19 protein-coding genes and 4 pseudogenes are annotated in these 21,260 nt (G+C 68.4%); 13 read left to right on the top strand and 10 right to left on the bottom strand.

Annotated elements, in window-relative coordinates; translation table 11 throughout:
* Positions 1 to 23: 23 nt before the first annotated feature.
* Positions 24 to 752 carry an RraA family protein gene (locus ACQ86J_RS20725; protein ID WP_431267017.1) on the bottom strand — a complete coding sequence of 243 codons (729 nt, stop codon included), beginning with the start codon at positions 750 to 752 and terminating at the stop codon, positions 24 to 26.
* A 323-nt stretch (positions 753 to 1,075) separates the two neighbouring features.
* Here ACQ86J_RS20725 and ACQ86J_RS20720 point away from each other — a divergent pair, with 323 nt between their 5' ends.
* A complete protein-coding gene (locus tag ACQ86J_RS20720; RefSeq protein ID WP_431267016.1) occupies positions 1,076 to 2,314 on the top strand; it encodes an EamA family transporter in 1,239 nt (412 codons plus the stop codon).
* 111 nt (positions 2,315 to 2,425) lie between these two features.
* Positions 2,426 to 3,137: pseudogene (locus ACQ86J_RS20715) on the top strand (IS6 family transposase).
* A gap of 177 nt (positions 3,138 to 3,314) precedes the next feature.
* Here ACQ86J_RS20715 and ACQ86J_RS20710 read toward each other — a convergent pair.
* The 6 genes from ACQ86J_RS20710 to ACQ86J_RS20685 form a co-directional block, all read right to left on the bottom strand.
* Positions 3,315 to 4,427, bottom strand: coding sequence for an ABC transporter substrate-binding protein (locus ACQ86J_RS20710; RefSeq protein ID WP_431267015.1), 1,113 nt, complete (start codon positions 4,425 to 4,427; stop codon positions 3,315 to 3,317).
* 39 nt (positions 4,428 to 4,466) lie between these two features.
* Positions 4,467 to 4,880 carry a Rieske (2Fe-2S) protein gene (locus tag ACQ86J_RS20705; RefSeq protein ID WP_431267014.1) on the bottom strand — a complete coding sequence of 138 codons (414 nt, stop codon included), beginning with the start codon at positions 4,878 to 4,880 and terminating at the stop codon, positions 4,467 to 4,469.
* A gap of 2 nt (positions 4,881 to 4,882) precedes the next feature.
* Positions 4,883 to 5,995 carry an amidohydrolase family protein gene (locus ACQ86J_RS20700; RefSeq protein WP_431267013.1) on the bottom strand — a complete coding sequence of 371 codons (1,113 nt, stop codon included), beginning with the start codon at positions 5,993 to 5,995 and terminating at the stop codon, positions 4,883 to 4,885.
* Positions 5,992 to 6,402 carry an amidohydrolase family protein gene (locus ACQ86J_RS20695; protein ID WP_431267012.1) on the bottom strand — a complete coding sequence of 137 codons (411 nt, stop codon included), beginning with the start codon at positions 6,400 to 6,402 and terminating at the stop codon, positions 5,992 to 5,994. The genes ACQ86J_RS20700 and ACQ86J_RS20695 overlap by 4 nt, the downstream gene beginning before the upstream one ends.
* 20 nt (positions 6,403 to 6,422) lie before the next feature.
* The gene (locus ACQ86J_RS20690; protein WP_431267011.1) at positions 6,423 to 7,088 is read right to left on the bottom strand and encodes an amidohydrolase family protein; all 666 of its coding nucleotides are present in this window, start codon (positions 7,086 to 7,088) and stop codon (positions 6,423 to 6,425) included.
* Between the two features lie 457 nt (positions 7,089 to 7,545).
* Positions 7,546 to 8,340, bottom strand: coding sequence for a LysR family transcriptional regulator (locus ACQ86J_RS20685; RefSeq protein WP_431267010.1), 795 nt, complete (start codon positions 8,338 to 8,340; stop codon positions 7,546 to 7,548).
* A gap of 196 nt (positions 8,341 to 8,536) precedes the next feature.
* Between ACQ86J_RS20685 and ACQ86J_RS20680 the strand changes: the two genes are divergently transcribed.
* Positions 8,537 to 8,773 (top strand): hypothetical protein, encoded by a 237-nt coding sequence (locus ACQ86J_RS20680; protein WP_431267009.1) that lies wholly within the window; start codon positions 8,537 to 8,539, stop codon positions 8,771 to 8,773.
* 28 nt (positions 8,774 to 8,801) lie between these two features.
* Positions 8,802 to 9,197 (top strand): hypothetical protein, encoded by a 396-nt coding sequence (locus ACQ86J_RS20675; RefSeq protein WP_431267008.1) that lies wholly within the window; start codon positions 8,802 to 8,804, stop codon positions 9,195 to 9,197.
* Here ACQ86J_RS20675 and ACQ86J_RS20670 read toward each other — a convergent pair.
* Positions 9,163 to 10,279, bottom strand: a pseudogene (locus ACQ86J_RS20670) (IS3 family transposase). The gene ACQ86J_RS20675 and the pseudogene ACQ86J_RS20670 sit on opposite strands and share 35 nt — an antisense overlap.
* A gap of 650 nt (positions 10,280 to 10,929) precedes the next feature.
* Here ACQ86J_RS20670 and ACQ86J_RS20665 point away from each other — a divergent pair.
* From ACQ86J_RS20665 to ACQ86J_RS20645, 5 genes are all read left to right on the top strand, one after another.
* Complete coding sequence (locus ACQ86J_RS20665) at positions 10,930 to 12,087, top strand: Bug family tripartite tricarboxylate transporter substrate binding protein (protein ID WP_431267007.1); 1,158 nt, start codon at positions 10,930 to 10,932, stop codon at positions 12,085 to 12,087.
* Positions 12,026 to 12,256 carry an alpha/beta fold hydrolase gene (locus ACQ86J_RS20660; RefSeq protein ID WP_431267006.1) on the top strand — a complete coding sequence of 77 codons (231 nt, stop codon included), beginning with the start codon at positions 12,026 to 12,028 and terminating at the stop codon, positions 12,254 to 12,256. The genes ACQ86J_RS20665 and ACQ86J_RS20660 overlap by 62 nt, the downstream gene beginning before the upstream one ends.
* Before the next feature lie 240 nt (positions 12,257 to 12,496).
* Positions 12,497 to 12,685, top strand: coding sequence for an alpha/beta fold hydrolase (locus ACQ86J_RS20655; RefSeq protein ID WP_431267005.1), 189 nt, complete (start codon positions 12,497 to 12,499; stop codon positions 12,683 to 12,685).
* A 19-nt stretch (positions 12,686 to 12,704) separates the two neighbouring features.
* Complete coding sequence (locus ACQ86J_RS20650; protein ID WP_431267004.1) at positions 12,705 to 13,586, top strand: LLM class flavin-dependent oxidoreductase; 882 nt, start codon at positions 12,705 to 12,707, stop codon at positions 13,584 to 13,586.
* A gap of 38 nt (positions 13,587 to 13,624) precedes the next feature.
* Positions 13,625 to 13,858 carry a hypothetical protein gene (locus ACQ86J_RS20645; protein WP_431267003.1) on the top strand — a complete coding sequence of 78 codons (234 nt, stop codon included), beginning with the start codon at positions 13,625 to 13,627 and terminating at the stop codon, positions 13,856 to 13,858.
* Between the two features lie 183 nt (positions 13,859 to 14,041).
* Here ACQ86J_RS20645 and ACQ86J_RS20640 read toward each other — a convergent pair whose 3' ends face one another.
* Positions 14,042 to 14,623: a TetR/AcrR family transcriptional regulator gene (locus ACQ86J_RS20640; protein WP_431267002.1), complete on the bottom strand. Its 582-nt coding sequence runs from the start codon at positions 14,621 to 14,623 to the stop codon at positions 14,042 to 14,044.
* 476 nt (positions 14,624 to 15,099) lie between these two features.
* Between ACQ86J_RS20640 and ACQ86J_RS20635 the strand changes: the two genes are divergently transcribed.
* The 4 genes and pseudogenes from ACQ86J_RS20635 to ACQ86J_RS20620 all read left to right on the top strand — a co-directional run.
* Complete coding sequence (locus ACQ86J_RS20635; protein WP_431272478.1) at positions 15,100 to 15,990, top strand: efflux RND transporter periplasmic adaptor subunit; 891 nt, start codon at positions 15,100 to 15,102, stop codon at positions 15,988 to 15,990.
* A gap of 98 nt (positions 15,991 to 16,088) precedes the next feature.
* On the top strand, positions 16,089 to 19,283 hold the full coding sequence (locus ACQ86J_RS20630; RefSeq protein WP_431267001.1) for an efflux RND transporter permease subunit: 3,195 nt from the start codon (positions 16,089 to 16,091) through the stop codon (positions 19,281 to 19,283).
* Between the two features lie 33 nt (positions 19,284 to 19,316).
* Positions 19,317 to 19,475: a hypothetical protein gene (locus ACQ86J_RS20625; protein WP_431267000.1), complete on the top strand. Its 159-nt coding sequence runs from the start codon at positions 19,317 to 19,319 to the stop codon at positions 19,473 to 19,475.
* A gap of 249 nt (positions 19,476 to 19,724) precedes the next feature.
* Positions 19,725 to 20,477: pseudogene (locus tag ACQ86J_RS20620) on the top strand (IS5 family transposase); the annotation flags it as partial.
* A gap of 64 nt (positions 20,478 to 20,541) precedes the next feature.
* Here the strand turns inward: ACQ86J_RS20620 and ACQ86J_RS20615 are convergent.
* Positions 20,542 to 21,253 (bottom strand): annotated as a pseudogene (locus ACQ86J_RS20615) (IS6 family transposase).
* Positions 21,254 to 21,260: the final 7 nt, after the last annotated feature.

Raw genomic sequence — 21,260 nt, 5'->3', positions numbered from 1 at the left:
TGGCCTCGCCCCGCCGCGTGGCGTCAGGCCTTCGGCTTGGCCGAATAGGCGCCGCCGGCCGCCCGGACCTCGGCGGCCGTCTTCGCGGCGCGCAGACGCGCCAGGTGCTCGGCTTCGCCGGCCAGCATCTTCTCGGCATTCTCGAGCACCTGGGCGGCGCGGTCGGCGGGAAACTTCACCGCGCCGTTTTCGTCCATGTGGATCAACTCGCCCGGGGCGACATCCATGCCGCCGACCGAGACCGGCACGTTCACCGCCTGCACCGCCATCTCGCCATGCCCGGCGGTCACGCCGCCGAGCAGCAGCTGGAAGCCGAGCTTGCGGATCGCGTCGACGTCGCGCGAGGGCCCATTCGACAGCAGGCCGATGCAGCCGACCGACATCATGGAGGTGATCATGATCTCGCCCGCGAGCCCGGCCTTGTTCATCAGCTCCGGCGGCCATTTCTGCTGGATGACCAGGATGGTCGGCTTCGGCATGGCGTCGAGCGCGTCGATCACGTCCATGAAGCTGAGCCGGCCGCTGTAGTTGGGATCCGGCAGGCCGTAGACGCAGGTGACGGCGTGGCCGATCACCGGCCCCATTTCCGGATAGAGGCAGCGGATCGAGGTGTCGGTGTACCAATCCTCGGTCCATGGGTTGTAGAGCCCGAGGCAGAGCGGGTTCTTCGGATAGGTCGCCACCACGTTGGTGATGGTCGGCGTGTCGATCTTGCGCAGTCCGGCGAAGGTCTCGTCCTTGGTGGCCGTCATGCCGGCGCTCTCCCCTGGTTGGCCGGCGCATGGTCGCGGTCCGGGCACCCGCCGTCCAGGCCCCCCCCGGCATGCTCCGATCTCCGCCTGCCGGTGCAGGGCCGGGGATTTGCCCTTGCCGCGCATTCTGGAGTTGGATGGCGGGGCCGCATCGCCGCTGCATGCAGCCCCGCGCCTGCACGCGCGGCGGCGGCCCGGGCGCGCTGGCGTGCAGGGATGACCTGGGGCTGCGACCCGGCCGCATCCCTGGCCGCGTCGGATCCCGGGGCGAACAGGAAGGAACCTCCACCCATGCACTTCCACCCGCGCAGCGAGGCGACCGCGTGACCTGGGCGCTGCTGCTGGTCGTCTGGCTGTGCTGGGGGCTGAGCTACCCCTTCATGGCCTGGACGCTGGAGGCGGTGGACCTGATCACCGCCCGCCTGCTGGCCAATATCGGCGCCGGGACCCTGCTGCTGCTCTGCCTCGGCGTCCAGGGGAAGCGCTTGCTGCCGCAGCGCGAGGAATGGCCGGGCGTGCTCGCGCTCAGCCTGCTGATCATGGTGGTCTTCCCCTTCGCGCTGATCGCCGGCGTGATGCTGGTCGGGCCGGGGCAGGCTGCCATCCTGAACTACACCATGCCGCTCTGGGCCTCGCTGCTCGCGGTGCCGGTGCTGGGGGAGCGGCTGGACCGCCGGACCCTGATGGCGCTCGGCCTCGGCCTCGCCGCCGTGCTGCTGGTTCTGGCCGGCACCATGGGGCCGGAGGGGCCGAGCGGCCTCGGCGTCGGGCTGGGCCTGGCGGCGGGCGCCACCTTCGGCGCCGGCACCGTGCTGAGTAAGAGGCTGCGCTTCCGCAGCCCCGTGCTGCTGATCACGACCTGGCAAGCTGCTGCTGGGCACGCCTCCGGCCTTGGTGGTGTGGCTGCTGCTGCACGGCCAGACATACCTGCACCCGGATGCGGGGCGCGGCCTGTTCGGCCTGTTCTACATGGTCGTCTTCGCCAATGCGCTGGCCTATGCCGCGTGGTTCCCCGTGGTGGGACGGTTGAAGGCCAGCGTCGCCAGCCTGTCCCTGTTGGTGGTGCCCTGCATTGGCGTCGCCAGCAGCGCCTTGCTGGTGCAGCGCCGGATTGGCGCCTTCGACGTCGCGGCCCTGGCCTGCGTGCTGGGTGCGATCGCGCTGGTGGTACGCCGGCCCGCGGCACCGCCGGTGGAGGAGACGCGTCGGCAGGCCGTCTGAGGCGGCGGAACGGACGACCTCGAGCGCCGGCGGCAAGGCGGCAGATCAACCTGCCCGACCCGGCGAAGAACAACCTTGTGATGCTGGTGCCGCCGCGTGGCTTGAGGTCGCGCAAGGCATGCCCGCCGTGGCGCGGCTGTGCTGCCGGCACGGCGGAGAACGCCATGCCACGAACCATGCAGGCCGCGGTGTTCGTCGAGAAAGTCCGGATTGCGCTGCGCGAGAAGCCGGTGCCCAAGATCGGGTCGCTGCACGCGCTGCTGCGTATCACCACCACGACGATCCGCGGCGCCGACATCCACGTCCTGAAGGGCAAGTACCCGGTCGCCTCCCTGGCCTGACCATCGGCCAGGAGCCGGTCGGGGTGATCGAGCGCCTCGGCAGCGCCGGGCAGGGCATTGTCAGCTTCGTGGTTTCTGGCCGGAACGAAGAGACGGGGCCAGAATGGCGAGATGACGTCCGAGCCCGCCACCTACCCCGGATACCGCTTCCCAGCCGAGATCATCAGCTACGCCGTCTGGCTGTACCACGTGTTCGGCCTGAGCCTGCGCGAGGTGGAGCTTATCCTGGCCGAGAGAGGCATCGTCGTCAGCCATGAGAGCATCCGGCAGTGGTGCCTCAAGTCTCGGCGCCGACTTCGCTCAAAAGCTTCGTCAGCGCAGGCCCAAGCCGGGCGACACTTGGCACCTCGATGAGGTGTTTCTGAAGATCAATGGCGAGCTGCATTATCTCTGGCGCGCGGTGGACCAGCACGGCGTCATGCTCGACATTCTGGTCCAGGACCGAAGGAATGCCACGGCCGCAAAGCGCTTCTTCAAACGCCTGCTCGCTGGGCTGAAGTACAAGCCAAAGCGCATCGTCACTGACGGCCTGCGTAGCTACGGGGTCGCGCACCGCGAGATCCTGCCCGAGGTGAAGCACCGAACCAGTCGATATCTGAACAACAGAGCGGAGAACTCGCACAGGCCGACGCGGCGTCGAGAACGCCAAATGCAGCGGTTCAAGTCACCGGAGCAGGCGCAGCGCTTCCTGTCATCCCACACCATGATCTACGGCCACTTCCATCCGCGGAGGCATCTGATGACCGCGATCGAGTTCTGCAATGCCCGCGCTAAGGCCTTCCGGATCTGGCGGCAGGAGACGTGCGTCCAAATTGCAGCGTGATCACAAAGTGCGTCGTGCCGTGCGATCAAACGCGTCTATCAGTCTAACAACTTGACTATGCCCGATCTGGAGCAGGCGCGGCGGGCTGAGCGTCAGTCATAGCCGGGTGCGAGCCGGAAAGTGCCGTCGCGGAAGGAATTGGCCTGCGACATCACCACGCCCTCGTCCGGGTAGCCGTTATGCTGCCGCGGACCCCAGGCATAGCGGCCATAGACGCCGTCGAAGGGACCCGCGGTGTTCCAGTAGGCCGCCATCTTCTCCGGCGCTTCGCCCACCTCCCGCACTGCGGCGGCGACCAGCGCAGCGATGTCGTAGCCGGCGGCAATCCACCAGAGCAGCGTGTCGGAAGTTTCGACTTTTGCCGCCTGCAGCCGGGCGATGAGGTCGGCGGTCCGCGCCGGCAGCCGACCGTCCTCGCCGTAGCAGAGATTGCGGAAATTGGTCTGGTAGACCTTCTCCCAATTCTTCCGGCCGGTCGAGCAGCGCCCGCGTCTGGCCCGAGCCAAGGGTTGGCTGGCCGGCGACGATCACGTCCCAGCCCATCGCCGCGCGGACATTTAGGATGCGCGAGAGGAAGCCCGGGTTGACGCTCCAAGGCATGATCGCCCGGGCGCCCGCATTGCGCATCCGCATCATGTCGGGCAGAAGATCGGGCTGGTTGGCGTCGATCGTCGCCTCGTAGACCACGCTGGCGCCGGCGGCGGTCAGCATGCCGGCGAAAGCCTTCACCGAGGAGGTGCCGTAGCCGCTAGTATCGCCGATCACGGCGATCTGCCGGATTTTCAGGATGTCCATGACGAAGCGGTTGGCGGCGGCGCCAACCTGCTGGTTGGACGGCGCGGTGCGGAAGGCGAGCGGGTATTTCTCGGCGTCGATCACCTCGTCGACGAAACAGGGGTTGAGCTGCGGCGTGCGGGCGCGGGCGATGACTGCGGTGCAGGCCAGTGCCTCCCCCGAGTTACCGGGGCCGTAGAGCACGTTGACCTTCTCGCTGCGGGTCAGTTCGGCGGCGGCGTTCACCGCCTTGGTCGGGTCGCTCTGGGTGTCACGGACGACCAGCTCGACCTTACGGCCCTGAATGCCGCCGGCGGCGTTCAACTCGGCAACGCCGAAGGCGATGCCACGGTTGATGGCGATGCCGGTGGAGGAGGAGGGGCCGGTCAGCGCCGGCAGCCAGCCGATGCGGATTGGCCCGGATGCGCCGAGAGCAGGCGTTGCCAGCCCGGTGGCGAGCGCCCCGGTCGCCAAGGCGGAAGCCTGCACAAGTTGCCTGCGGGTTGGTCTGGACATTGTTTCCTCCTGCTTGTTGATTGCCGGCGGCGGGGCCGGTCAGAGCGTCAGCACGACATAGTCCTGCTCGACCGCAACGCTGACGGTCTCTGCCGCGAAAGGCCCCTTGGCGAGGGCCTCGCCCGGCTCGACCGTCACGGCATAGGTGCGGGCCTTGATGTCGTTCGGGTCGCACCAGGACTGGCCGGTGCGGATATCGAATTCCCAGCAATGCCAGGGGCAGCGCAGCATGGTGCCCGGCTGCAACAGGCGGTACTCCCCGGGCAGCGGCGCTTCCAGGCGGCTCACCACCTCCCCCGTGCAGAGCGCGGCACCCTGGTGCGGGCAGCGGTTGACCAAGGCGTAGAACTCGCCGTCCAGGTTGAAGACGCCGATCTCGCGCCCGCGGATGGTCACCAGCTTGCGGCTTCCCGGCGGGATCTCGCCCACCGCCGCGACGACATGCCTCGCCATGCTCAGTCCAACCGGTAGAGCGCCCGCGCATTCTCGCGGTAGATCAGCCGCGCCCAGTCCTTGGGCAGCCGGACCTTGAAGGCGTAGCGCGGGTCATCCTGGTCCCAATGGGGGTAGTCCGTGGAGAACATGACCCGATCCGGCCCGATCCATTCGATGATCGAGAGCATGTCGGCGGGACGCTCCGGCTCCTCGATCGGCTGGGTCGTGACCCAGATATGCTCGCGGATGTATTCTGACGGGGCGCGCTTCAGCGCCGGCACCTCGGCGCGCAGCCGCGCCCAGTGCTTGTCGAGCCGCCAGGCCAGCGCCGGTAACCAGGCGAAGCCGCCCTCCACCAGCACGACCTTTAGGTCGGGGATTTCCTCGAAGATCCCCTCGCAGACCATGCTGGTCACCAGGGTCTGCATCGATTGGACGTAGGACGGGTGTTCCTCGTGGTAGAAAGAGGCCCAGCCACCGCCGGTCGAGGCGTGCCCGCTGGTGCCGCCAAGATGCAGCGAGATCGGGAAGCCGGACGCGGCCGCGGCGGCGAGGATCTTCCGGTAGCGATGCCGGCCCAGCGGCTCCAGCCCGCGCGGCGGGATGTTCACCTGGGCGAAGCGCGCGTCGCCGGCGCGCCGCTCGATCTCGGCGATGGCGCTCGCCTCGTGCTCCAGCGTGATCTGGATCGAGGCCTTCAGCCGTGGCTCAGGGTCGCAGAAGGCGGCGCATTGCCATTCGTTCACCGCGACAGCCATGGCCGCGCCGAACTCCACGTTGCGCTCTGCCGCCGCGCCGCCGACCAGCGGCGCCAGCAGCCCGTAGCGCACGTCGAAGAGGTCGAGCAACTGCTCGCGCATGAGGCCGAGGTCGGAGCCCGGCGGCCCGCCATCTTTCGGCCAAGCATCGCCGCGCATGCCGTTGCCGGGCGACATGCGGGGATAGAGCGAGGTCTTCGCGAGCCCCTGGCGCGACCGGCCGCCAATGGTCCGCCGGTGCTCCCGCCAGCGGGTGGACAGGAAGGGGTCGAAATCGGCCTGCGTGCGGAAATACGGGTGCACGTCGCAGTCGATGAAGCCGAGATGGCTTTGCGCCGGGTCGTCCAGCCGGTGGTCACGCAGCGTCACATTCATCGGTGCGCCTCCTGCAGCGGGGTGGCGGCCCTGGCCAGCCGCGGGTAGGTCGCCAGCGGGTTGTCGACGAGGATCTTCTGCATCAGCGCGGCGGGCAGGCCGGGCGGCAAGGCCTCGTCCCCGTCGTAGTGCCAATGCGGGTAGTCCGTGGCAAACAGCAGCATTTCGTCCGAGCCGAAGCTGTTCCAGCAGCGCTCGCCAGCGCGGCTGCATCGGGCGGCGTGTCGAAGGGCTGCGCGGTCAGGCGCACACGCTCCCGCAGAATGTCTGAGGGCAGGCGGTCCAGCCAGGGCACCTCCGCCCGTACGCCGCGCCAGGTCTTGTTGATGCGCCACATGCTGGCCGGCAGCCAGGTGACGCCGGATCTCAATCAGCACCACCCTGAGGTCTGGGAATTCTTGAAACACGCCCTCGGCCAGCAGTGAGTTCAGCGCCGCGGCGAAGCCCTGGGCGTAGGAGACGTAATCTTCGAGGTAGAAGGATCCCCAGCCGCCCGCGCTCGGCGGATGGCGGAAGCTGCAGATCCGGCATGGATGCCGATGGGCAGCCCATGCTTTTCCGCCGCGCGATAGATGGGCCACATCATCCGCCGCCCCAGTGGCATCTCCGTCATCGCCAGCAGCAGCACCTGGACGAAGCGCGGGTCGGTCGCGCGCCGCTCGATCTCCTCCGCCGCCAGCTCTGGGCTGTGCACCGGTACCACGATCGAGGCCCGCAACCTTGAGTCACGGTCGAGCCATTCCGCAACGAGCCAGTTGTTGATGGCGCGGCAGAGCGCGGCCGAGAGGTCTTCGCTCATCATCATCTGCGCGCCATGGATGACATTGCAGATCGCTTCGCGCGGTTGCAGCCGATCGAGCAGATGCATTTGCATCTCCGGCAGGCTGGAGCCAGGCAGGCCGGTCTCGGGTCGCCAGTCCGGCCGCACATTGATCGGTGCGGTGGGCGGGAAGGCGCTGGCCTCGAGGTTGTCCCGCTCCATGCCTCGCCGCAGCACGTGTTCCCGCCAATATGGTTCCAGATGGGGCAGCAAAGCGCGCGTATCGGGCAGGGCCGGATGAAGATCACAGTCAATCGCCCCGGCGGGGATCATGGCCTTGTTCCTCCGTGGGCGGGTCGACCCACGCGCATCGCGGAGGGCGCCGCAGCCTTGTTCGCTTTGTTCAAAGCATCAGCCCCGCGGTGGGTCAGAGGCAAGCGGCTAATTTCTGCTTGGCTTTGACGCGCCTGCCATGTCTGTTTTTGTAACCGCGCACGGTTCGGCCTGACCATGCGGTAGGTCGCCCAATAGAAGACCCGTGTGAAGGGTAGGTCGAGGACGGTCACGCCTAACAGTTGAAGAAGACCACGGCGTGCTGGCCGACCATACGTCGGTCCGCTGGCCTCCACATTTGCGCATCTGAGGCGAGCGCGAACATTGACCGCGGCGGTCCGCCGCATAAGGCGGGACTATTGAAGAGCGGCAAGCCTCGACCTTCTTGAAACAAGCCACGCAGGCTTCGAGCCGTGGCGAGTGAGTGCGGGCGCAAGAGCCAGATCACGCCCAATCCTCACCATTTTGCAGCGTTGCTTGCGAGAAAATCGATAAAGACCTGCACCCGCGGCAGCCGATGCCGGCCTGGCGCCGTGACAGCCCAGACCGGCACCTCCTCTGAGACGTGCTCATCCTCGAACAGCGCGACCAAGCGTCCCTCAGCGATGTCGCGCGCGACGATGAAGGCGCTGACCCGGATGATGCCGAGCCCGGCCAGCGCCATGTCGCGTAGCGCCTCCGCGCTATCGGTGGTGGCGATGCCGTGCACGGTCAGGGTCTGCAGCCCGGTGGTCGTCCGGAAGGGCCAAGCGGTCAGCCGGGCCAGGCCGCGCAACACCAGGCAGTCATGCGCCAGCAGGTCCTCCGGCACCGCCGGCCAGCCGCGGCGGTCCAGATAGGCCGGCGCGGCGCAGACCACCCGCCCGCCGCCGGCGATCTTCCGGGCCAGCAGCGATGAGTCCCCAAGCGGTCCGGTGCGCAGCAGCACGTCCACCTGCTCCGCCACGAGGTCGACGCGTCGGTCGGTCACGCCGAGATCGAGGGTGATGGCGGGGTAGTGGTCGAAGAAGGCGGGTAACAGCGGGATCAGCCTGTGTCTGGCGAAGGCGGTGCCGGTATTGACCCGCAGCAGCCCGCCGGGCCGGCCGCGGCCGGCGGTCACGTCCTGCTCGGCCACCTCGATCAGGCTGAGGATATCGCGGGCCCGCGCTAGGTAGGTCTCGCCCTCGGGAGTTAAGCCAATGCGACGGGTGGTGCGGGTCAGCAACCGGACGCCGAGCCGCGCCTCCAGCCTGCCAAGCTGCTTCGACATGGCCGAGGGGTGAGGCCGAGGTCGCGCGCGGCGGGGGCAAGGCCGCCCAGGTCGACGATCCGGACGAAGGCGGCCATATCGGAGGGCTGAGTCATTGCGTCCTGTTGGGCACCGGTGTCGGTCCAAGATGCCGGATTATCGCTGCGCCGGACCAGATCCACCTTCGCGTCGGATACGACCTGAAGGAGGTGAGACCATGCACATCGCCCGCGTGACGCTGCCTGCCGCCCCCGAACTGACCGCGGCGAAGACGCCGCGGCCTTGTGCCGCCCGCGGCCGCCCGCGGCGTTTGGCCGGCCTGGCTGGAATCGGCTCTCGCCCGCCGGGCCGAACGGCGGCAGCTCTCGCGCTTGAGGAGCGCGACCTCCGCGACATCGGCCTGACCCCGTCGGAGGCCTGGGCCCTGACGCAGGAACCGCTCCTGCACCGCTGACCATCCCGCATGACCCGAGGAGACGACAATGAGCCTGGAGCTTGCCGAGCGCCCCGCCGCCCGCCACGCCGCGGTGATCCAGGCCACGCTGAACTACCTGGGCCCGGTCGAGGGCCGGCCCTTCACCTATGCCTATCCGCCGCCGGACGGCCAGCCGCGTAGCAACATCATGGCCGCGCCGCACCGCGTGGCGATCCGCGACCTGCGGCTGATCGCCGGCCAGGTCTCGCTCGGCCGCGAGGGCTATGCCCTGGCCTGCGGCGCCAGCGCGCTGCGCGACCTCGCTGACGAGGTGGCGATCCGCGCCATCTACTACCTCGAGAGTGCCCGCATCCCGCAGGCGCCGCCCGTGACTGACCGGCCCCCATTGAGTGGTCGGGGTGGAATCCCTAGTGGACCGCCGCTGCAGCCGCTTCCGAGCTGAGGTGCGACCTGGTCATGGACGCTGTCTCCGGCGCGGGCGGGCGATACCCCAGCGACGCGTGCGGCCTGACCCGGTTGTAATGCTGCCGTCATTCCTCAATCAGCACCTGGGCTTCCCTGAGCGTGTTGAACAGCTCGCCGTTCAGCAGCTCGTCGCGCAGCTTGCCGTTGAAGGATTTCGACGTAGCCGTTCTCCAACGGGCTTGCCTTCTCGATGTACACCGTCTTCGCGCCGACGCTGGCGATCCAGGCCTTCACCGCCTCGGCGATGAACTCCGGCCCCTGGCCCGAGCGGATATGAGCGGGCGTGCCGTGCGTCAGGAACGGGTTAGCCAGCACGTCGATCACGTCCGACGAGCTGAGCTCGCGCGCGACGCGGATCGCCAGCGCCTCGCGGATGAACTCGTCGACCAAGCAGAGCATCCGGAACTTGCGACCTTCGCGGGTGCGATCCCCGACGAAGTCGTAGGCCCAGACGTGGTTCGGCCGCTCCGGCCGCAGCCGGATGCAGGAGCCGTCCGCCAGCCACAGCCTGCCGCGCTTTGGCGGCCGCTGCGGCACCTCACCTCCTCGCGTCGCCAGATCCGCTCGACGCGCTTGCGGTTCACCGACCAGCCCGCATCCCGCAGCAGCGCCGTGACCCGGCACTAGCGATACCGGCCGTAGCGCTTCGCCAGTCGACGATGTCAGCTGCCAGCAGGGCCTCATCACCTGCCCCGCGCGGCGCCTTCCGCTGCGTCGAGCGCTGCTGCCCCAGCACCTTGCACGCCCGCCGCTCGGACACCCCGAGCTCGCGCACCACATGGTCGACACAGGCCCACCGCCGCGCAGGGCTCACCATTCTCCTGAAGCGGCTTCCTTCAGAATGACCTTCTCCAGCGTCAGGTCCGAGACTTCCAACCGCCGCCGGGCGTTCTCGCGTTCCAACTCCTTCAACCGCTTCACCTGGTCCACCTTCAGGCCGCCGTACTCCGACCGCCAGCGGTAGTAGCTCGGCTCCGTGACCCCGATCGATCGGGCCGCCTCGGCCACCGACTTGCCCTGACCTACCAGAACCTCGACCTGCCGCAGCTTGGCGACGATCTCCTACGGCGTGTGCGCCTTCCTCGGCGCCATCCAAACCTCCTCCGTAGCCGCCGGACTACCTTACCGGCGGACTACTCCTACGGGGAAGGTCAGGGCAGTCTCGTCGATGTCCAGCACCAGTGCGGGCCGGCTAACTCTTGGCGTCCGTTCGTTGAGCCAGTTGCGCGCGTCAGCGGCTACCAGCGCAAGGTCTCGTGCCTATGCCCCACTATCGTAGTAGGCCCTAGCGGCACGCTTCGCGTCACCGACATTCGCGGGCTGGCTGGTGGCGGCGATTGCAACCGGTGCCGGCCCGGCCGCAGCTGGGTCCCAAAGGGCGGATCGAGCGGAACAGGCGACCGGCCCGCGAGCAACGTGGTGGCGATCAGTGTCTGGATCGGGGACAGGCTATGGGGCAGGCAGGGCATTGCTGTCTCCTCCGTGCTGGTAGCAGGTCCCGTAAGCAATACGGCAGGTCGTCAGACGGTCCGGATCGGTTCATCGAGATCAAATCGAGCTTGGCCGAAGCGGACCGCCGCATGGCCTCTGCTCGGGGCGATGCCGGAGAGGATTGGCATTCAGACAGGAACGCCAATCCGCTACAGGCTAGCCGACACCGCCCCGCGCTGCTCTACTTCCCCGTAAGAGCCAATCGGGGGAGGAGACCGATGCAGGGCAGATTGGGGCGACGGCCCTTGCTCGGCGCAATAGCTAGTACGCTGGTGACGCACGCGGCCACGGCGCAGGCAGAATGGCGGCCAGACCGGCCGGTGCGGATGATCGTGCCCTCCGGCCCCGGCAGCGGCGCCGACGTTATCGCCCGGGCCCTGGCGGCGAAGCTGGCGGACCTGCTGGGCCAGAGCGTCGTGGTCGACAACCAGAACCAGGGTGTCGGCGCTGTCGGCATTATGGCTGCGGCCTGGGCAAGGCCGGATGGGCAGACGCTGATGTGCAGCATCTCCTCCATCCTACTGGCGCCGTTGGTCGACCCAAATCTCACCTATGATGTGCGGCAGTTCCAGCCGGTTTCGCAGCTACACCAGGCAGCAACGGTGCTGATCGTGCCGCCGCAGGTGCCGGCGAGGACACTGGCGGAGTTCCTGACCCTGGCGAGAGCAACGCCGGAACGCTTCACCATCGCCGATTACGGCCATGGCACGGCCAGCCACGTCAACGCCGCGCTGCTGATCAAGCGTGCCGGGCTAGCCACCGATATCGTCCACTACAGCAACACGCCCGGCATCATCCGCGACCTGGTCGCCGATCATATCCGCTGCGCCATCGTCGATTCCGCCAGCGGCATGCAGCCGATCCGCGACCGAATGGTTCATGCCCTCGCGGTCAGTGGCCGGCAGCGGCTGGGGGTGATCGGCGAGATCCCGACCTTCGGCGAGCAGGGCTTCGCGGGCTTCGAGCCGGCGCCCTGGCAAAGCATGTTCCTACCGCTCAACACGCCGCCGGCAATCGCCGGGGTGATCGAGAAGGCAGTGCGGCAGGCCGTCGCAGCACCCGATTTCAGCGCTCGGCTGCGCGGGTTGGGCTTTGAGCCAGTGGGCGGCTCCGCCGAGGAACTGGCGGCGATGCTGGCCCTCGGAACGCGCCACCTGGCAGGCAGTGATCGCAGAAACAGGGATACGGCCGGCATGAACGAAGACTTCATCACGGTCGCGGGCTGCCGCGACGCTGGTGCAGCGCGACGGCAAAGGTCCGTCCCTGCTCTGGCTGCATGGTGCCGGCGGGGGCGGGCGCTGGACGCCGGCCTTCGTGCGGCTGGCGGAGCGCTACGACGTCATCGCGCCGGAGCTGCCCGGCTTCGGGCGCAGTGACACGCCGGACTGGTTCGACACCATCCACGATGTCGGCTTCTTCGTGCTCGATCTGCTGAAGGCGCTCGACCTGCGCGGCGTGCATCTGGTCGGCGCCCTCGCTCGGCGGGTGGGTGGCCGCGGAGGCTGCGGTGCGGAGCACGGAGCGATTGGCCAGTCTCGACGGTGATCGGCCCGGCCGGACTACACATGAAGGGCGTCCCGCGGCCGGACACCTTTCTCTGGACCGAGGAAGAAGCGACGCGCGCGCTGTTCCATGACCAGCTACTGGCGGAAGCTATGCTGGCTGTGGTGCCGGACGAAGCGGAGATCGATCGGCGGCTGAAGAATCGCTTCGCCACTGCCCGGCTGAGCATGGTCGCCGCGCTGGCACGACCCACATCTGCACAAGTGGCTGCACCGGATCGACGTGCCCACCCTGATCGTCTGGGGGGCGGAGGATCGGTACCTGCCGCAGGTCTATGCCCAACACTGGGCCGGACTGATACCGGGTGCCGAGGCGGTGGTGGTGCCGGACTGCGGTCATTCGCCGCAGACAGAGAAGGCTGTGGAATTCTGTGGGCACCTGGAGAGCTTTCTGGGGAGGGTCGGTCGATGAGATTCTTCTTCTTCACCTGATGCCCTACGCGGACCTCGACCCGGATTACGACAAGATCCACCCGTCCTCCTGGGTGACGCTACCGAACAGCTACTACGACCCGGTCAAGGGCGCCGACCTGTACCACCGCTACCTGGATGAGCTGGAGTATGCCGCCGAGCTCGGCTTCGAAGGCGTCGGCGTCAACGAGCACCACCAGAACGCCTATGGCCTGATGCCCTGCCCGAATGTCTTCGCCGGCATGCTGGCGCGGAAAATTCCCGACACGGCGAAAATCGCGGTGCTGGGCCGGGCGCTTCCGGTGCTGGCCAACCCGCTTTCGGTCGCCGAGGAATCCGCGGTACTGGACAACATTACCCGCGGCCGTCTGATCACCGGCTTCGTGCGCGGCATCGGTGCCGAGTACCATTCGCTGGCAGTCAACCCGACCGAGAGCCATCAGCGCTTCCACGAAGCGCACGACCTGATCATCGCGGCCTGGACGCAGCCGGGCCCGTTCCCCTGGGAGGGCAAATACTATCATTTCCCGCACGTGAACCTCTGGCCGCGGGTCTACCAGCAGCCGCATCCGGCAGTCTGGATCCCGTCGCAGGGCTCGCGCGAGACCATCGAGTTCGCGGCCGATCCGGCGCGCCGCTACACCTACCTGCAGACCGCGGCACCGGCAGCGACGCTGTTCAAGACCATGCAGTCCTACCGTGACGAGGCGGAGCGACAGGGCTATCAGGCGTCCCCAGACCAGCTCGGCTGGTCGATCAAGATCTATGTGGCGGAGACCGACGCCATCGCCCAGGAAGAGGCAAAGCCGCATATCGAGAGCTTCGCCAACAAGTTCCTGCGCATGCCGCAGGAGATGCTGCTGCCGCCCGGCTACACTTCCATGGCCTCGATGAGGGGCTGATCCAATCGCGGAAGACCATCACCGGCGGCTACCGGACTATGGAGCAGATGCTGGAGCAGGGCACCTTCATCTGCGGCAGCCCGCAGACGGTAATCGAGCAGTTGGCGGAATATCAGAGGCGCGGCGGCTTCAACATCGTTATGGCCGGGCTGCATTTCGGCACGCTGCCGCATGCGCTGACCATGAAGAACATCGAGATCTTTGCCCGCGAGGTGATGCCGGCACTGAAGGGCGCGGTACCCGGCGAGGTGCCGCGCGTCGCGGCGGAGTAGGCGACGATCCGGGCGCTCTGCTTGGTATCGGACCAAGCTGAGCAGTCCTCACTTGATCAGGGCAATGCTGAACTTCAAGCTGACCACCAAGCCGCTCGCGGACTCCTCCAGCGCCGGAATGACTGGGAGATTTGTATCCCTGCCAAACCGGTCTTCAGATTCAGGCCCAGAGGAGGCGACTGGTCACTGCCCAATCGCGTCACGCAAGATGACTTCAGCCCCCGCGAGCAGCACCTCGCCTGCCCTGGCACCACCAAGATAGGGCATGGCCGCCCAGGCGCCGTCGATCAGCATCGCCAGAGTGTCGGCCATCAACTCCGGCCGCCTCGCCCCCGCCTCGCTTGCGAGCTCGGCCAAGCCGGCGCGCATGCGGCTCTTGTGCGCTGCCACCGCCTGATGCGTCGGGTGTTGCGGGTCGGGAAATCCAGCCTGCGCCAGCAGCAGGGGACAGCCGCGATAGTCGGGCTCCTGCAGCTTCGCCGCAATCGCCGCGACCACCGCCTGCAGCTTGTCCGCCGGGGTCGCGGCCGGCGCCGTCACCGCCTCGAACCAAGCGTCATAGGCCGCGGCATCCTCGGCGAGGATAGCGGCGACCAGCGCATCCTTGCTGGGATAGGCACGGTAGAGGCTCATCTTGGTCGCCTCAGCGACGCGGCAGACCTCCTCGACCCCGGTGGCCCGGATGCCCTGGCGGTAGAACAGGTCCTTCGCCGCGCTCTGGATGCGCTGCGCTGCCTTCGGCCGGTCGGCCGTGGCGCTGGACATGGCGGTCTCCTTCTCCTCTCGGCAGCGTGATGGATGGCGCCGCAAACCTGCCTTGATGATACTGACCGGTCACTTACTTTGGGACGAACCGGTCGGTATCATCTGGCCCTGGAGAATGGCGATGCGCCCTGATCATCGCAAGGCCCTGTCGGGCGAAAACGACGCAAGTCCCTGGATTGATTGGTTGAACCGGACCCAGGCCGGCATTGCCCCGCGCCAGGCGAACCGGCTGGTGCAGGGCGCGACCGCCCTGGCCCTGCTGGCCGGCACGGCCCTGGCGCCGCCGGCCCAGGCCCAGGGCGGCCCCGCCGCGCCTTCCGTCACGGTCGCCGCCCCGCTCGCCCGCCCGGTGGCGGAGTGGGACGAGCACACCGCGCGCATTGAGCCTTCCGCCCGGGTCGAGATCCGCCCGCGCGTCTCCGGCCAAGTGATGCAGGTGCATTTCCAGGACGGCGCCCTGGTCCGCGCCGGCGAAGCTGCTCTTCACCCTCGACCAGCGGCCCTTTCTGATCGCCGTCGAGACCGCCCGCGCCGAGGTCGCCCGCAACGAGGCGCGGCTCACCCTCGCCGAGCAGCAGGTGCAGCGCTACACGCCGCTGGTCCAGCAGCGCTTCGCGCCGGAAGCCGAGATGGACACCCGGCGCAGCGCGCTGCGCGAGGCGCAGGCCGGCCTCGCCGCCGCCCGCGCCGCGCTGCACCAGGCCGAGCTCGACCTGGAGTTCTCCGAGATCCGCGCGCCGCGCCCGGGCCGCGTCAGCGACCGCCGGGTAGATGCCGGCAATCTGGTGCAGCAGGGTGCCACGCTGCTGACCACGCTGGTCGCGCTTGACCCCATCTATGTGTCCTTCGACGCCAGCGAGGCCGAGTACCTGCGCTATGCCCGGGCGGCCCAGGGCGGCATGCGGCGCGACGGCGGCCAGGGCGCGACCGTGGTGCAGCTCCGCCTGCTGGACGAGCCCGAATTCCGCCGGGAGGGCCGTATGGACTTCGTCGACAGCGGCTTCGATGCCCGCAGCGGCACGATCCGCGGCCGTGCCGTGGTGCCGAACCCAGACCTCTTCCTGACGCCCGGCAGCTTCGCCCGGCTGCGGCTGTTTGCCGGGGAGGCGCCGGCGCTGATGGTGCCCGATGCCGCGGTCATGGCCGACCAGTCCGGCCGCATGGTGCTGACCGTCGCGCCCGACGGCACGGTCGCGCCGCGCACCGTGCAGCTCGGCCCGCTGGTGGACGGGCTGCGCGTCGTGCGCAGCGGCCTCGCGCCGGAGGACCGGGTGATCATCGGCGGGCTGCACCGGGCCCGCCCGGGCGCCCGTGTCACCGCCGAGCTCGGCCGCATCGGACCGGGCCCGCTGGCCGCCGCCAACTAGCCGCCTTCCGCAGACCCGAGCCGTGGCGCCGCCTCCCCCGGGGAGGCCGGCCGCCATGGGCCGCCGGGGCCGGCTTCCGCCCCGAGGAACACCGCGCCATGCGCCTCGCCCGCTTCTTCATCGACCGCCCGGTCTTCGCCGCCGTGCTGGCCATCGCCATCACCCTGGTCGGCGGCATCGCCGCCTGGCGGCTGCCGATCGCCGAGTATCCCGACATCGCCCCGCCGACCGTGCAGGTCACCGCGCTCTATCCCGGCGCCTCGGCGGAGACTATCGCCGCCACCGTCGCCGGCCCGATCGAGCAGGAGGTGAACGGCGTCGACAGCATGCTGTACCTGTCCTCCCAATCGACCGGTGACGGGCGGGTGACGATCAGCGTGGTGTTCCAGCAGGGCACCGACATCGACCAGGCGCAAGTGCTGGTGCAGAACCGCGTCGCCATTGCCGAGCCGCGGCTGCCCGAGGATGTCCGGCGGCTCGGCATCACGGTGAAGAAAGCCTCGCCCGACCTGCTGATGGTCGTGCACCTGACCTCCCCCGATGGAACCCGCAGCCAGGAATACATCTCCAATTTCGCCACGCTGGCGATCAAGGACCGGCTGACGCGGCTGGACGGCGTCGGCGACGCGCAGGTCTTCGGCGCGCGCGACTATGCCATGCGGGTCTGGCTCGACCCCGACCGGGTGGCGGCGCGCGGCCTGGCGCCGGGCGACGTGCTGGACGCGCTGCGCCGGGCCAATGCCCAGGTCGCCACCGGCGCCATCGGCCAGGCACCGCGCGCCGAGCAAGCCGGCGCCTTCGAGGTGAACCTGCAGGCGCAGGGCCGCCTCACCTCGCCCGAGCAGTTCGACGAGCAGGTCATCGCGACAGGCGCGAACGGCGCGCCGCTGCGGCTGCGCGATATCGCGCGGACCGAGATCGGCGCCGCCGACTACACGGTGAACGCGCTGCTGAACAACCAGGTGGCGACCGCCATCGTGATCTTCCAGCGGCCCGGCACCAATGCGCTGGCCACCGCCGCCGCGGTCCGCCGCACCATGGAGGAGGCGCAGGGCGGCTTCCCCTCCGGCATCGGCTACAGCGTGGTCTACGACCCGACGCGCTTCATCGCCCAGAGCATGGAGGCCGTGCTGCACACCTTCGCCGAGGCCGTCCTGCTGGTGGTGCTGGTGGTGGTGCTGTTCCTGCAGAACTGGCGCGCCGCGGTGATCCCGCTGCTGGCCATCCCGGTCTCCATCATCGGCACCTTCGCCGTGCTGCTGGCGCTGGGCTTCACCCTGAACACCCTGACCATGTTCGGGCTGATCCTCGCCATCGGCATCGTCGTGGACGATGCCATCGTCGTGGTCGAGAATGCCGAGCGGCACATGGCAGACGGGCTCTCGCCGCTGGAAGCCGCCCGGCTGACCATGGACGAGGTCGGCGGCGCGCTGGTGGCGATCGCCCTGGTGCTGGTCGCGGTCTTCGTCCCCACCGCCTTCATCGGCGGCATCCAGGGCGCCTTCTACAAGCAGTTCGCGGTGACCATCGCGGTCGCCACCGTGCTGTCGATGCTGGTCTCGCTGACGCTGTCCCCGGCGCTGGCGGCGCTGCTGCTGAAGCCGCACGGCCATGCCGCGCCGAAGTCCCGGCTGCTGGCGCCGATCGGCCTCTTCTTCCGCGGCTTCAACTGGCTGTTCGACCGGCTCTCGCTCGGCTATGGCGGGCTGACCCGGCGGCTGGTGCGGCTGCCCGTGATCCTGCTGCTGCTCTATGCCGGGCTGTTGGCGGCGACCGGGCAGCGTGTGCTGGCGACGCCGACCGGCCTGATCCCGCCGCTCGACCGCGGCTACTTCATCGCCGCCTTCCAGCTGCCGCCGGGCGCCAGCCTGAGCCGGACGGATGCCGTCATCCGCCGGGCGTCCGAGACCATCCTGGCGACGCCGGGCATCAAGGACGCGGTCGCCTTCGTCGGCTTCGACGGTGCCACCTTCACCAATGCGCCGAACACCGGCGTCGTCTTCACCGGCCTCGAGTCCTTCGAGGACCGCGAGAAGCGGGGGCTGAGCGGCAATGCCATCCTCGCCGACCTGCAGGCCCGGCTGTCCGGCGAGGCGGATGCGCGCGTGCTGGTCATCCCGCCGCCGCCGGTCCCCGGCATCGGCACCGGCGGCGGCTTCAAGCTGATGATCCAGGACCGCGCCGGGCGCGGCCCGCAGGCGCTGGAGGCGGCGACGCAGCAGGTGATGGCGGCGGCGAACCGGACGCCCGGCATCGCCTTCGCCTTCAGCCTGTTCAACACCGCGACGCCGCAGATCCAGGCCGATATCGACCGGACCCGGGCGGAGATGCTGGGTGTTCCCATCTCCCGCGTGCACGAGGCGATGGGCACCTATATGGGCTCGGCCTTCGTCAACGACTTCAACCTGCTCGGCCGCACCTGGCGGGTAACGGCGCAGGCCGACATGGCCCATCGCATGACGGTCGAGGACATCGCCCGGCTGCGCACCCGGGCCGAGAGCGGATCGATGGTCCCGCTCGGCAGCCTCGCCACCTTCCGCGAGACCTCGGGCCCCTATCGGGTGCCGCGCTACAACCTCTATCCCGCGGCCGAGCTGCAGGGCGCGGCGCTGCCTGGCGTCTCCACCGGCCAGGCGATCGCGGCGATGGAGGCGGTGCTGCGCGAGGCCCTGCCGGAAGGCTTCGGCTACGAATGGACGGAGCTCGCGCTGCAGGAGCGCATCGCCGGCAACACCGCGCCAGTCGCCTTCGGCCTGGCGGTGGTCTTCGTCTTCCTGGTACTGGCGGCCATGTACGAGAGCTGGCTGCTGCCGCTGGCGGTGGTGATGATCGCGCCGATGTCGGTTCTTGCCGCGCTGCTCGGCGTCTGGCACACCGGACTTGACAACAACGTGCTGGTGCAGGTCGGGCTGGTGGTGCTGGTCGGGCTGGCGGCGAAGAACGCCATCCTGATCGTGGAGTTCGCCCGGGCCGCGGAGCAGGCGGGCGCCACGCGCTGGGAGGCGGCGGCGATGGCCGCGCGCACCCGGCTGCGGCCGATTCTGATGACCAGCCTGGCCTTCATCCTCGGCGTGCTGCCGCTGACAGTGGCGACCGGTGCCGGCGCCGAGATGCGGCAGAGCCTCGGCGTGGCGGTGTTCTACGGCATGCTCGGGGTAACGCTGTTCGGCCTGTTGTTCACCCCGGTCTTCTACGTGGTGGCGCGCGCCATGGCGCGCCGCGGTGGGCAGGGTAGCACGGCGCTGGAGGCCAAGCCGCTGGCCGGCGGCCATGCGCCATCGGGTGCGCCGTGATGCCGGATGCCGCCGGCGTGCCGGGCGCAGAGAATGGGCCGGCCGACCAAGCCTTGCCGGGACCTGCGGAACCGCTACCTGGCGGGCCGGCTGTTCAGCGGCGCGCGCGTTATCATCGGTGCCTGCTGCGAAGCCTGGAACAAGCTCATCGCCAAGACCGGCCGCATCAGGTCATTGACCGATCTTGAATGAGCACGACAGGTCAATCCATAGTCAGCTCGGTAGGAGTGATGCCAGTGGTACCGGCAAGACGCAAGAGCGCTATTAGGATGCCTCCCGCACGATCAACCAGCGCGCTGCAGAAGGGTAAAAGCTTGAGGGAAGCAAACGCAGTTCTCGCACCCAGAAGCGACTGATAAGAGCCCATCCGGAAAGGAATTGAATCGCCTGAATCGGATGTGATCTCGCTGTTCCTGCGGGCGATTCTGCGGGAGGAGACGGATGGCATGGACGGCGGAACATCGGCGTGCGGCGGACCGGCGGGGGCTGCGCTATCCCTCAGATTTGACGGATGCCGAGTGGGCGCTGGTTGCGCCACTGATCCGGCCAGCGAAGCACGGCGGCAGGCCCCGCAAGGTGGACGTGCGCGAGGTGTTGAACGCGGTGTTCTACGTGCTCTCCGCCGGCTGCCAATGGAGCGCGCTGCCGAAGGACCTGCCGCCGAAGAGCACGGTTTGGGATTACTTCTCGCGCTGGGAATGGGAAGGCACCATCGAGCGCATCCACCACGCGCTCTACGTCGCGGTGCGCGAGGGTGCCGGGCGTGAGGCCAGCCCGACGACCGCGATCATCGACAGCCAGACGGCGAAGGGCGCGCAAAAGGGGCTCTACGCTCGACCCGTCCGGCTACGACGCGGGCAAGAAGGTCGTCGGCCGCAAGCGCCACCTGCTGACCGATACCATCGGCATGCTACTCGCGGTCATCGTGCATCCCGCCAACGTGCAGGACCGCGATGGCGCCGAGCCGCTGCTGCGCCAGGCGCGCAGGCTGTTCCCCTTGTCGAGCGCATCATCGGCGATGCAGGCTATCAGGGGCCGAAGATGGCCGCCGCCGTCGCCCGCACCGGTACATGGAAGATGGAGATCGTGCGACGCTGCGATAGGCACCGCTTCGTCGTGCTGCCGAAGCGCTGGATCGTCGAGCGCACCATCGGCTGGATCAGCCGCAACCGGCGGCTGGCCCGCGACTTCGAGCGGGCATAGTCAAGTTGTTAGACTGATAGACGCGTTTGATCGCACGGCACGACGCACTTTGTGATCACGCTGCAATTCGGACGCACGTCTCCTGCCGCCAGATCCGGAAGGCCTTAGCGCGGGCATTGCAGAACTCGATCGCGGTCATCAGATGCCTCCGCGGATGGAAGTGGCCGTAGATCATGGTGTGGGATGACAGGAAGCGCTGCGCCTGCTCCGGTGACTTGAACCGCTGCATTTGGCGTTCTCGACGCCGCGTCGGCCTGTGCGAGTTCTCCGCTCTGTTGTTCAGATATCGACTGGTTCGGTGCTTCACCTCGGGCAGGATCTCGCGGTGCGCGACCCCGTAGCTACGCAGGCCGTCAGTGACGATGCGCTTTGGCTTGTACTTCAGCCCAGCGAGCAGGCGTTTGAAGAAGCGCTTTGCGGCCGTGGCATTCCTTCGGTCCTGGACCAGAATGTCGAGCATGACGCCGTGCTGGTCCACCGCGCGCCAGAGATAATGCAGCTTCGCCATTGATCTTCAGAAACACCTCATCGAGGTGCCAAGTGTCGCCCGGCTTGGGCCTGCGCTGACGAAGCTTTTGAGCGAAGTCGGCGCCGAACTTGAGGCACCACTGCCGGATGCTCTCATGGCTGACGACGATGCCTCTCTCGGCCAGGATAAGCTCCACCTCGCGCAGGCTCAGGCCGAACACGTGGTACAGCCAGACGGCGTAGCTGATGATCTCGGCTGGGAAGCGGTATCCGGGGTAGGTGGCGGGCTCGGACGTCATCTCGCCA

The organism is Dankookia sp. P2 (genome assembly GCF_050632255.1).
Taxonomy (GTDB): Bacteria; Pseudomonadota; Alphaproteobacteria; order Acetobacterales; family Acetobacteraceae; genus Paracraurococcus.
This window is presented reverse-complemented; position numbering and strand designations above follow the sequence as displayed.

Excerpts from the sequence above, each read along its gene's own strand:
- ACQ86J_RS20680 (WP_431267009.1), top strand. The coding sequence starts at position 8,537 with ATGCACATCGCCCGCGTGACGCTGCCTGCCGCCCCCGAACTGACCGCG.
- ACQ86J_RS20640 (WP_431267002.1), bottom strand. The coding sequence starts at position 14,623 with ATGTCCAGCGCCACGGCCGACCGGCCGAAGGCAGCGCAGCGCATCCAG.
- ACQ86J_RS20710 (WP_431267015.1), bottom strand. The coding sequence starts at position 4,427 with ATGTCCAGACCAACCCGCAGGCAACTTGTGCAGGCTTCCGCCTTGGCG.
- ACQ86J_RS20630 (WP_431267001.1), top strand. The coding sequence starts at position 16,089 with ATGCGCCTCGCCCGCTTCTTCATCGACCGCCCGGTCTTCGCCGCCGTG.
- ACQ86J_RS20725 (WP_431267017.1), bottom strand. The coding sequence starts at position 752 with ATGACGGCCACCAAGGACGAGACCTTCGCCGGACTGCGCAAGATCGAC.
- ACQ86J_RS20675 (WP_431267008.1), top strand. The coding sequence starts at position 8,802 with ATGAGCCTGGAGCTTGCCGAGCGCCCCGCCGCCCGCCACGCCGCGGTG.
- ACQ86J_RS20665 (WP_431267007.1), top strand. The coding sequence starts at position 10,930 with ATGCAGGGCAGATTGGGGCGACGGCCCTTGCTCGGCGCAATAGCTAGT.
- ACQ86J_RS20625 (WP_431267000.1), top strand. The coding sequence starts at position 19,317 with ATGGGCCGGCCGACCAAGCCTTGCCGGGACCTGCGGAACCGCTACCTG.
- ACQ86J_RS20650 (WP_431267004.1), top strand. The coding sequence starts at position 12,705 with ATGCCCTACGCGGACCTCGACCCGGATTACGACAAGATCCACCCGTCC.
- ACQ86J_RS20700 (WP_431267013.1), bottom strand. The coding sequence starts at position 5,995 with ATGAATGTGACGCTGCGTGACCACCGGCTGGACGACCCGGCGCAAAGC.
- ACQ86J_RS20705 (WP_431267014.1), bottom strand. The coding sequence starts at position 4,880 with ATGGCGAGGCATGTCGTCGCGGCGGTGGGCGAGATCCCGCCGGGAAGC.
- ACQ86J_RS20685 (WP_431267010.1), bottom strand. The coding sequence starts at position 8,340 with ATGTCGAAGCAGCTTGGCAGGCTGGAGGCGCGGCTCGGCGTCCGGTTG.
- ACQ86J_RS20690 (WP_431267011.1), bottom strand. The coding sequence starts at position 7,088 with ATGATCCCCGCCGGGGCGATTGACTGTGATCTTCATCCGGCCCTGCCC.
- ACQ86J_RS20645 (WP_431267003.1), top strand. The coding sequence starts at position 13,625 with ATGGAGCAGATGCTGGAGCAGGGCACCTTCATCTGCGGCAGCCCGCAG.